We start from the raw sequence: 9,376 nt of genomic DNA, 5'->3' as shown, positions 1-9,376 counted from the left end.
GGACGCCGTCACCTGGGGGGTCGTCACCTGGGAGGTCGTCACCCTGGATGCTGTCACCGACCGGAACGGCGGCGTTGTCGGGCATCAGAGCTGGCCGGTGCGCTCGCGCCAGGCACGCTCCCTGACGACCCACTCGTTGTCCTGCGGGAACTCGTCGATGCCGGGGACCCGACGGATCTCGCACTTGGAACCGGGGATGGAGGGCATCCGGCGGGCCCACTCGACGGCCTCGTCCTTCGTGGCCACCTCGAGGATGTAGAAGCCGCCGAACAGCTCCTTCGTCTCCCCGTAGGGACCGTCGGTGACCACCGGGGTCTCACCGGAGTAGTCGACGACGACGCCCTGGGCCGCGTCGTCCAGGCCCTCGGCCGCGACCAGCACGCCGGCGTGGATCAGTTCCTCGTTGAACCGGCCGACCTTCTCGAGCATCTCCTCGAACGGAGTCGAGATCATGTGCTGGAACGACTCGTCACTGTTACGCATGATCAGCATGTACTTCGGCATGTGTCGATCTCCCCGCTCCGGGCCGCCGTCCGACCCTCTCACCTCCAGGTCGAACGGGACACCGGCACATCGACACCACGTCGCACCATCGCCAGGGATTTTTTCGGCCGCACCGTCCCGGCGTCCGCGCACCGCCCGCGACGAAGATCCGCGCCGGTGCGCCACCTGCCTGGACGGGGGCGAGGTTCCCGCGTCCAGGCAGGTCACCCGCGGTCGCCGTCCGAGGGTGTGGGGGAGCAGCGGGCCTCGGTGGCAGGTCGCTTTCCCGTCCGGGCCGCCCGGCCGCCGGGGGCCCTCGACGCCCGGCCTGCGGTGTCGCGCCCGGATGCCGAGGACTGTGCGGCCACATGCCGAGGACTGTTCGGTCTGACGAGGCTGAAATCCCGAACAACCCTCGGCATGACGTGATCTTGGCCGCGGTCTGGCAGTGGTCTGGTCTCGTTCCGAGCAGATTACGCGAGCTGGGGCTCGCGGACGCGGTCGGCGCCGGCGCGCAGCGCGGGGATGAGCTCCTTGCCCCACTCGACGACGTCCTCGTACGGGTCGAAGCCGCGGATGAGGAAGGTGTCGACGCCGATCTCGTGGTAGCGCAGCAGCGCGTCCGCGACCTGCGAAGGGGTGCCCACGTGGCCGGAGGAGTTACCACCCGGGCCGGTCAGGGCGGTCAGGGCGGTCACGCCGAACCACAGCCGCTCGTCGTGCACCTGCTGGCGGGCGGCCCGCTGCATCCGGGCGGACGACTCCGACTCGGTGGTGCCGAAGCTGCGGATGCGGAGGGCGGCACCGGCGACCCCACCGGCTCCGGCGGCCTCGACCCGGCGGCGGGTCTCGGTGAGGATGGCCTCGGCGCGAGCCCAGGCGGCGTCCTCGGTGTCGGCGATGATCGGGCGGGTGGACAGGCTGAACCGCAGGGTCCGGCCGTGCTTGGCGGCCTCGGCCCGCAGCGTCGCGATGCGCTCGGCGGTCTGCTCCAGCGGCTCGCCGAAGAGCATGTAGGTGTCGGCGTGCTGCCCGCCGACCCGGACCGCCGCGTCCGACTGGCCACCGAAGAACAGCGGGATGCCACCGGGGCGGACCGGCTTGACCGTGCTGTACGCGCCCTCGAACCGGTAGAAGCGGCCCTCGTGGTCGAACGGCTCGTCGGAGGTGAGGGTGCGGCGCAGCACGTCCATGAACTCGGCGGTGCGGTCGTAGCGGGTGTCGTGGTCGGCGAAGTCGCCGTCGCGACGCTGGTCGGCGTCGTTGCCACCGGAGATGTGGTGGATGGCGACCCGTCCGCCGCCGGTGAGGTGGTCCAGGGTGGCGAGCTTGCGGGCGACGAGCGTCGGCTGGGTGAACCCGGGCCGGTGCGCGATCAGCACGCCAAGTCGCGACGTGTTCGCCAGGACGTGCCCGGCGACGGCGAACCCGTCCGGGGAGACGGCGCTGTAGCCGATCAGCACCCGGTCGAAACCGGACGCGTCGTGGGCCTGCGCGAACCGGGTCAGGTAGGCGGTGTCGACGGCGGGCCCGCCGAGGTAGGAGCCACGGGTCTCCGACGCTTCCTTGGTACCCACCATGCCGAGGATCTCGAGGGACATGCGCGCAACCTTCCTGGTACTGGACGTGCGGGACGTGCGGGACCTACTGGATGTGCGGGATGTGCTGGATGTGCGGGACCGGGACGTGCGGGGTGGGTCAGACGGAGACGGGTTCGCGCTCGGCGGTCTGCTCGCGGACGAGGCGGATGAGCGTGCCGTAGTCCCGGGCGTCCGAGACCGGGTCGAAACCGCGGATGAGCAGGGTCGAGACGCCGACGCCCACGTAGTCGACGAGGGACTCGGCGACCTGCTCGTAGCTGCCGACCAGGGCGGTGGAGTTGCCCGCGGCGCCGGTGGCCTTGGCGATGGCGGTCCACAGCCGCTTGTCGTGGACGTCGCTTTCGGCGGCGTAGCGCAGCAGCCGCTGGCTGCCGACCTGCGCGGCACCGTCGATGCCGAACACCTTCTTCACCTCGCCGACCCGCTCGCGGGTGAGCTCGAGGATGTGCGCGGCCCGGTCCCAGGCGGCCTGCTCGGTGTCGGCGGCGATGGGCCGAAGGCTCACGCTGAACCGGGTGTCGCGGCCGTACGGCGCGGCGGCGGCCCGCACCTGGCGGATGCGTTCGATGATGCCGGCCAGCGGCTCACCCCAGAACGCGTACACGTCGGCGTGCTTGCCACCGACCCGCACCGCGTCCGCCGAGGCCCCGCCGAAGTAGATCGGAACGCGTCCGGCCGGCGGGCGCACCGCGGAGAAACCCCCGCGCACCTGGTAGAACTCGCCGTCGTAGTCGAACGGCACATCCGACTCCCATTCGCGGCGCAGCACGTCGAGGAACTCGTCGGTGCGCCGGTAGCGGGTCACCTTGTCGGACAGGTCGCCGTCGCGGGCCTGGTCGGCGTCGTCCCCGCCGGTGATGACGTGCAGGGCGATCCGGCCGGGATGGAACGCGTCCAGGGTGGCGTACTTGCGCGCGGCGATCGTCGGGGCGACGAAGCCGGGACGGTGCGCGAGCAGCACCTTCAGGGTGGTGGTGCGGGCGAGGATCTGGTCGGCGACGACGAAGCCGTCGGGCATCGCGGAGCTGTGCGCGACGAGCACCCGGTCGAAGCCGGCGTCCTCATGCGTGCGGACCAGCAGTTCGAGGAAGTCCGGGTCGACGGCCGGCCCGCCGAACCCCTGCGCTTCACTGCCCGCCGAGGTGCTGGCGATCCCGATGAACTCGATGCTCACAGCGAGGTTTCCTTCCGGACGGCGGACGTGTCAGCGGCGGCGGTGCCGGCGGCGGCGGTGGCGGCAGCGGTGCCGGCAGCGGCGGTGGGCAGCCGGGCGCGCCAGGTGCGGTCGTGGTGGCAGGCCGAGATCCAACTGCCGGCGGGACGCCCGGGCGCCTCCACCCGCGGCGGGGCGGTGTCGCAGTCGACGGTGGCGAACGGGCAGCGGTGCGCGAACACACAGCCGCCGACATCCCGCGCGTCCGGGCGTGGCCCGGGGGCCGGACCCGCCGCCGCGGTCGAGGCGGTGGTCGCCGTGGCCGCTGTGGTCGTGGTCGTGGTCGTGGTCGGGTCGGGGATGCCGGGGGCGGGTGCCGGTCGCAGCGCGGCGGCGGCCTGCCGGTTACGGCCGTGGATGTCGGGTGCGGAGGCGATCAGCAGCGCGGTGTACGGGTGCCGTGGCGCGGCGAACACGTCGGCGATCGGACCGTCCTCGACGACCCGTCCCCGGTAGAGCACGACGACCCGGTCGGCGATGCCGGCCAGCGAGCTCAGGTCGTGGGAGATGACCACGATGCCGACGGACAGCCGGCGGCGCAGCTCGTCGAGCAGGATCAGGATGTGGTTGCGGTTGGACGCGTCGAGCGCGCTGACCGGTTCGTCGCACAGCAGCAGCCGCGGGTCCGCGACGACGGCCCGGGCGATCGAGGCGCGCTGGCGCTGCCCGCCGGAGATCTGCGCGGGGCGTCGCTGCGCCACGGCCGGGTCGAGGCCGACCAGGGTGAGCGCGCCGGCGACCCGTTCGGCCCGTTCGGATCTGCTGCCGACGCCGGCGATGGCCATGCCCTCGGCGATGCTCGCCCCGATGGTGAGCTCCGGGTCGAGGGAACGCAGCGGATACTGGAAGACGAACTGGATCGCCCCGCCGCGGCGGAACCGACGGCGGGCCCGGGTGCGCAGGCCGAGGATGTCCTGGCCGTCGAGCCGGACCTGGCCACGGTCGGCGGGGGTGAGTCCGGCGACCGCGCGGGCCAGAGTGGTCTTGCCGGAACCCGTCTCGCCGACGATGCCGACGATCTCCCCGGGGCGCACGGTCAGCTCGATGCAGTCCAGGACCCGGGTGCGTCCGATCCCGCCCCGTTCGAGGAAGGAGACGCCGAGCCCCTCGATCCGCAGCAACGGCACCGAGGACGGGCTCCCGGTGGCGTCCGTACGGCCGGTGCCGGCGGTACCCGGATCGTCCTGGTCGATGGTGGGGGTGTGGCTGGTGCCCGGCCGGCTGGCCGGCACGGGCCTGGCGCCGGTGGGTTCCAGCTCGGGGGTGGCGAGGTCGGGGGTGGCGAGATCGATGTCGGGCATCAGGCGACTCCTGCTCCGGCGGCGGCTCCGGTTCCCTGCAACGCGATCTCCTCGACGCGCAGGCAGCGGACGGATCGGCCGTCCGGCTGGTCGGTCAGCGGCACCGGGCTGGTGCGGCACTCGGTGGTCGCGAAGGCGCAGCGGTCGGCGAACCGGCAGCCGGCGATCGTCGCGCCGACCGGCGGCGGCTGGCCGTCGATGACGGCCAGGGTGCGTCGTTCCCAGCTGCCGACCGAGGCGACCTGCAGCAGCGCCTCGGTGTACGGGTGGCGGGGGGCGAGCAGCACCTCGGCGGTGGGGCCGGCCTCGACGAGTTCGCCGGCGTAGAACACCAGCACCCGGTCGCACAGTTCGGCGATGACGGCGAGGTCGTGGGACACCGCGATGATCGACAGGCCTCGTTCGGCGCGCAGGGAGGCGAGTAGGTCGAGCACCTCGGCCTGGATGGTGACGTCCAGGGCGGTCGTCGCCTCGTCGGCGATGAGCAGCGCCGGATCGCCGCAGACGGCGATGGCCAGCACCACCCGCTGCAGCATGCCGCCGGACAGTTCGTGCGGGTACTGCCGGTAGACCCGCTCCGGGTCGTGCAGCCCCATCGAGGCGAGCAGCTGGACGGCGGTGGTGCGGGCGTCACGGCGGGAGGCGCCGAGTTTCACCCGCAGCTGTTCGGCCACCTGCCGGCCCACCGGGTAGGACGGGTTGAGGTAGGACGCCGGGTCCTGGAACACCGCGGCGATGCCGGTGCCGCGCAGCTGGTCCCAGGCTCGCCGGGGCAGCCCGACGAGCTGGGTGCCGTCCAGGTCGATCGACCCGCCGCTGACCGCGCAGCCGGGGGCGAGCACGCCGAGCACCGAGCGGCAGACCAGCGTCTTGCCACTGCCGGACTCGCCGACGATCCCGATGGCCTCGCCCCGGCGCACCTCGAACGACACCCCGTGGACGGCCTCGGTGGCCCCGCCGCCGATCGTCACGTGCAGGTCGTCGACCTTCAGCAGTACCGGAGCCGGTGCGGTGTCGGTGCTGTTCGGCTCAGCCATGCGAGCTCTCCTCCTGACCGGAGCTCTGCCCGGAGCTCTGCGCGGATGCCTGCGCGGGGATGGCCATGGCCGGCGTCCGGGCGGATCCGCCGGGGCCGAGGCCGAGGCCGGGGCCGGGTTCGGCGTCGAGCTTGGCGCGTCGGCTGAGCAGGCCGCCGCCGGCCGGCGCGGACGGGAGTCCGGTGGTGTCCCGGATGGCATCGGCGATCGCGTTCAGGGCGCCGGCGGTGAGCGCGATCGCGAGGGCCGGCAGGATCGGTGCCCACGGCTGTTGGGACAGGAAACCCAGGTCGCTCGAGAGCATGCCGCCCCAGGTCGGCGCCGGTGGTTTCACGCCGATGCCGAGGAAGGTCAGCGAGGAGACGACCAGCAGGACCGCCGCGGCCAGCTGCGCCGTGGTGACCGCGACCGTTGGCAGCACCTTCGACCAGACGTGCCGACGGATGATCCACCAGCGGGACGCCCCCAGCAGTTCGGCGACCTCCACGTACTGGGCCCGGGTGAGGGTGAGGGCGGCGGCCCGGGTGATCCGGAACAGCAGCGGCGCGAGGAAGATCCCGATCGCGAGCATCGCCTGGGTCAGACCGTTGCCGAGCACACCGGTCACCGACACCGCGAAGATGATGTAGGGCATGGTCATGATGGCGTCGACGATCCGCTGGGCCGCCCAGTCGAAGAACCGGCCGAAGAAGATCGAGGCGAGCCCCGCCGGCACGCCGATCACGAAGGCCACGGCGACACCCTCCAGGGCGCCGACGACCGAGCGGCCGGTGGCGTCCATGAGCCGGGAGAGCACGTCGCGGCCCAGGTAGTCGGTGCCGAGCCAGTGCTCGCCGCTCGGCCCGGACAGGGCGTGCGCGGTGTCCTGGGCGAGCGGGTCGTGCGGGGCGAGCAGGCCGCCGGCGAAGCCGAGGAAGACGACGACGGTGATGATCACCAGCGAGATCTGCGCGGACCGCAGCCGCAGGGCCTGGCGTAGCTGACCGCCGGTGTCGCTCATTGTTCCCGCCTCTTCGCATGCGGGGTGAGCCGCAGCAGGGCGGCGTTCACCAGCAGGTTGGACAGCACGACCAGCCCGATCATGGTGACCAGGACGCCCTGGATCACCGGGATGTCACCCTTGGCCGCCGCGTCCAGGCTGAGCTTGCCGAGGCCGGGCAGGTTGAACACCGCCTCGGCGACCACCATCGCCCCGATGACCTGCGGGACGTAGTAGCCGAGCACGGTGACCGCGGGCCCGGACGCGTTGCGCAGCGCGTGGCCGAACACCACTCGCCGCCGGGTCAACCCACGCACTTCGGCCCCGACGACGTAGTTCTCCCGCAGCTCCCCGACCAGGGAGGTGCGCAGCTGGCGGGCGATGGCCACCGCCACGTCCACCGACAGGGCGAGTGCCGGCAGGATCGCGAAGCGCAGCCACTGGCCGAAGTCCTGGTCGATCGGCACGTAACCGCCCGAGGGCAGGACCGGCAGGGTCACCGAGAACAGCACGATCAGCCCGATGCCGATGCCGATGCCGATGCCGATGACGAACGGTGGGACGGTCGACGCCGCCGAGCACAGCACGGTGACCCCACGGTCGAACCAGCCGCCGCCCGACAGCGCCGCCCCGACGCCCAGCGCCCCACCGAACAGGATCCCGAGCAGCAACGCGACGATCGTGATCGAGACGTTCACCGGCAGCGCCTGGGTGATGCTGTCGGAGACCGGCAGGGTGGTGTAGTAGGACCGGCCGAAGTCCCCGGTCAGCGCGTGACCGAGCCAACTGAAGTACTGGACGAGAAACGGCCGGTCCAGACCGAAGTAGTGGTTCATCCGGTCGATGTCCGCGGGGGTCGCGGTCTCCCCGAGCACCTGGGCCGCGGGGTTGGTGTCGGTGAGCGCCCCGAGCCCGAAGGTGATGAACGTCGAGAGCAGCACCACCGGTATCCAGACCACCACGGCGGAGCGCACTACCCGCAGCACGGGCCGCCCCACCGCACCCCAGCGCACCCCGGCGCCACGTCCCGCCGACGGCTGGGTCGGCGTCGGTGCCGGCGCCGTGGGCCGGCCGATCTCCAGCGTTGTCATCAGCTCACCCGGACCCCTTCGAAGCGCTGCACGGCCAGGAAGCTGCCGAGCGCGGAGACGTTCTTCTTGCGGGCGAGAATGCGCGGCGTGGTGAACAGGAAGATGTTCGGCATCGTCTCCACCGCGATCTTCGTGGCGGCTTGCAGCACCGTGGGATAGGACGGGTCGTCCAGCGGCGTCTTACGCACCGTGGCGAGCGCGGCGGTGAGCTCCGGCGGGGTCCTGCGGCCGGGGTTCATCAGGCCCTGCTCACCGAAGAGCACCTGGAAGGCCTGGACGGCCGAGTCCCGCCCGGCGAAGCCGTCCACCGCGAGGGCCCCGGGAATGCTGGATGTACATGATCTGGGTGGCCTGGGCCGCCGGGATCGTGTCGATGGTGAGTTTCACACCGATTTTCGCCAGCTGTGCCTGGACCTGTTCGGCGATCGCGGTGGACGTCCCGGTGGTGGTGATCGGGACTTCCAGTCCGGTGGCGTGGCCGGCCTCGGCGAGCAGCTTCTTCGCCTTCTCCGGGTCGTAGGCGAAGGCGTTGTCCAGGCTCGGGTCGTGGCCGACATATCCCGGCGGGAAGGGCTGGTAGTTCACCACGCCGTAGCCGAAGGTCTGGGTCTTCGCGAGCGCGGCCCGGTCGATGCCGTACTTGAACGCCTCGACGACCTTCGGGTTGTCGAACGGCGCCTTGGTGATGTTCACGTCGAGCACCGTGGTGACCAGCGACGGGATGATCTGCACCTCGAGGCCGGCGGACTTCGCCGCGGACACCTGGCTGGCCGGGATCTGGGCGACGTCGAGACGCCCCGACTGCAGCGAGGCGATCGCCGTGGCGGCCTCGGGCGCCGGGTAGAGCTCGAAGGCGTCCAGGTGGATGTTCGCTTTGTCCCAGTAACCGGGGAAGCGCACCAGATTCGCCGACTGGTTCGGCACGTAGGCGGTGAGCCGGAACGGGCCGGCGCCGACCGGCTTGGTGGCGATGCCCTTGGCGTCCTTCTCGAAGGCGGTCGGGCTCACGATCATGCCGGTCTTGCCGGCGAGCAGGCTCGGGATCTGGTAGTTCACGCTCGACAGGTTGAGGGTGACGGTGCGGGCACCGTCGTTGGCCGTGATGGTCTGGACGTCGACCAGCTGCGCTGCGACCAGCGAGCCGGTGAAGTCCCGACCGCGCTCGAGGCTCTTGCGCACCGCGGTGGCGTTCAGCGGGGTGCCGTCGCTGAAGGTGAGGCCGGAGCGCAGGACGAAGGTGACCTGCTTGCCCGTGGCGTCGTACTTCCACGACTCGGCCAGCGCCGGGACCGGGTTGGCCTTCTCGTCCAGTTTGGTCAGCGCGGCGTAGACGAGCGACAGGGGGCGTGCACGTCCCAGCCGGCGGACGACGTCACCGGGTCCCAGGAGGTCACTGTCGACCAACCCCAGCGCAGCGTCCCGCCGTTGCCGCCACCGGCAGCGACCCCGGAGTCGCTGCCACCACCGCAGGCGGCGAGCAACAGGGACGAGCCGGCAACTGCGCCGAGGCCGAGGAAGCCTCGACGGCCCAGCACCATCGCCTCACTGCGGCGATCCTGGGCGGTCGAGTCGGCTCGTAGGTGTGCTGCGTTCACGGGGGCCGTGGTTCCTCTCTGGGAAAAGGGATTGCGGGATGGTAACTGGTCAGGTCTCGTAGATCGTTTGTTTTTT

Annotated in this window: 10 protein-coding genes; all 10 read right to left on the bottom strand. The window is 71.7% G+C overall.

Annotated features, from left to right (window positions below; genetic code table 11):
• Positions 1 to 84 precede the first annotated feature (84 nt).
• Entirely contained in the window at positions 85 to 504 is a 420-nt protein-coding gene (locus tag G6R24_RS15025) for a YciI family protein (protein ID WP_163549876.1), read from the bottom strand.
• Between the two features lie 452 nt (positions 505 to 956).
• Positions 957 to 2,084, bottom strand: a complete 1,128-nt coding sequence (locus tag G6R24_RS15020; RefSeq protein WP_163549875.1) for an LLM class flavin-dependent oxidoreductase — start codon at positions 2,082 to 2,084, stop codon at positions 957 to 959.
• Positions 2,085 to 2,181: 97 nt separating this feature from the next.
• Entirely contained in the window at positions 2,182 to 3,258 is a 1,077-nt protein-coding gene (locus G6R24_RS15015) for an LLM class flavin-dependent oxidoreductase (RefSeq protein WP_163549874.1), read from the bottom strand.
• Positions 3,255 to 4,598 (bottom strand): ABC transporter ATP-binding protein, encoded by a 1,344-nt coding sequence (locus G6R24_RS15010; protein WP_163549873.1) that lies wholly within the window; start codon positions 4,596 to 4,598, stop codon positions 3,255 to 3,257. The genes G6R24_RS15015 and G6R24_RS15010 overlap by 4 nt, the downstream gene beginning before the upstream one ends.
• Positions 4,598 to 5,635 (bottom strand): ABC transporter ATP-binding protein, encoded by a 1,038-nt coding sequence (locus tag G6R24_RS15005; RefSeq protein WP_163549872.1) that lies wholly within the window; start codon positions 5,633 to 5,635, stop codon positions 4,598 to 4,600. The genes G6R24_RS15010 and G6R24_RS15005 overlap by 1 nt, the downstream gene beginning before the upstream one ends.
• Positions 5,628 to 6,635, bottom strand: coding sequence for an ABC transporter permease (locus G6R24_RS15000; RefSeq protein WP_163549871.1), 1,008 nt, complete (start codon positions 6,633 to 6,635; stop codon positions 5,628 to 5,630). Before G6R24_RS15000 ends, G6R24_RS15005 begins: the two co-directional genes overlap by 8 nt.
• Complete coding sequence (locus G6R24_RS14995; protein WP_163549870.1) at positions 6,632 to 7,705, bottom strand: ABC transporter permease; 1,074 nt, start codon at positions 7,703 to 7,705, stop codon at positions 6,632 to 6,634. Before G6R24_RS14995 ends, G6R24_RS15000 begins: the two co-directional genes overlap by 4 nt.
• A complete protein-coding gene (locus G6R24_RS22525) occupies positions 7,705 to 7,968 on the bottom strand; it encodes a hypothetical protein (RefSeq protein ID WP_225438557.1) in 264 nt (87 codons plus the stop codon). The genes G6R24_RS14995 and G6R24_RS22525 overlap by 1 nt, the downstream gene beginning before the upstream one ends.
• A complete protein-coding gene (locus G6R24_RS14990; protein WP_225438556.1) occupies positions 7,955 to 9,109 on the bottom strand; it encodes an ABC transporter substrate-binding protein in 1,155 nt (384 codons plus the stop codon). The genes G6R24_RS22525 and G6R24_RS14990 overlap by 14 nt, the downstream gene beginning before the upstream one ends.
• Positions 9,022 to 9,300 (bottom strand): hypothetical protein, encoded by a 279-nt coding sequence (locus G6R24_RS22520; RefSeq protein WP_225438555.1) that lies wholly within the window; start codon positions 9,298 to 9,300, stop codon positions 9,022 to 9,024. The genes G6R24_RS14990 and G6R24_RS22520 overlap by 88 nt, the downstream gene beginning before the upstream one ends.
• Positions 9,301 to 9,376: the final 76 nt, after the last annotated feature.

Origin of the sequence: Candidatus Frankia nodulisporulans, from assembly GCF_902806475.1 — a bacterium.
Lineage (GTDB): Bacteria > Actinomycetota > Actinomycetes > Frankiales > Frankiaceae > Frankia > Frankia umida.
Note: the sequence above shows the minus strand (reverse complement) of the source record. Positions and strands in the feature narration are given on the sequence as shown.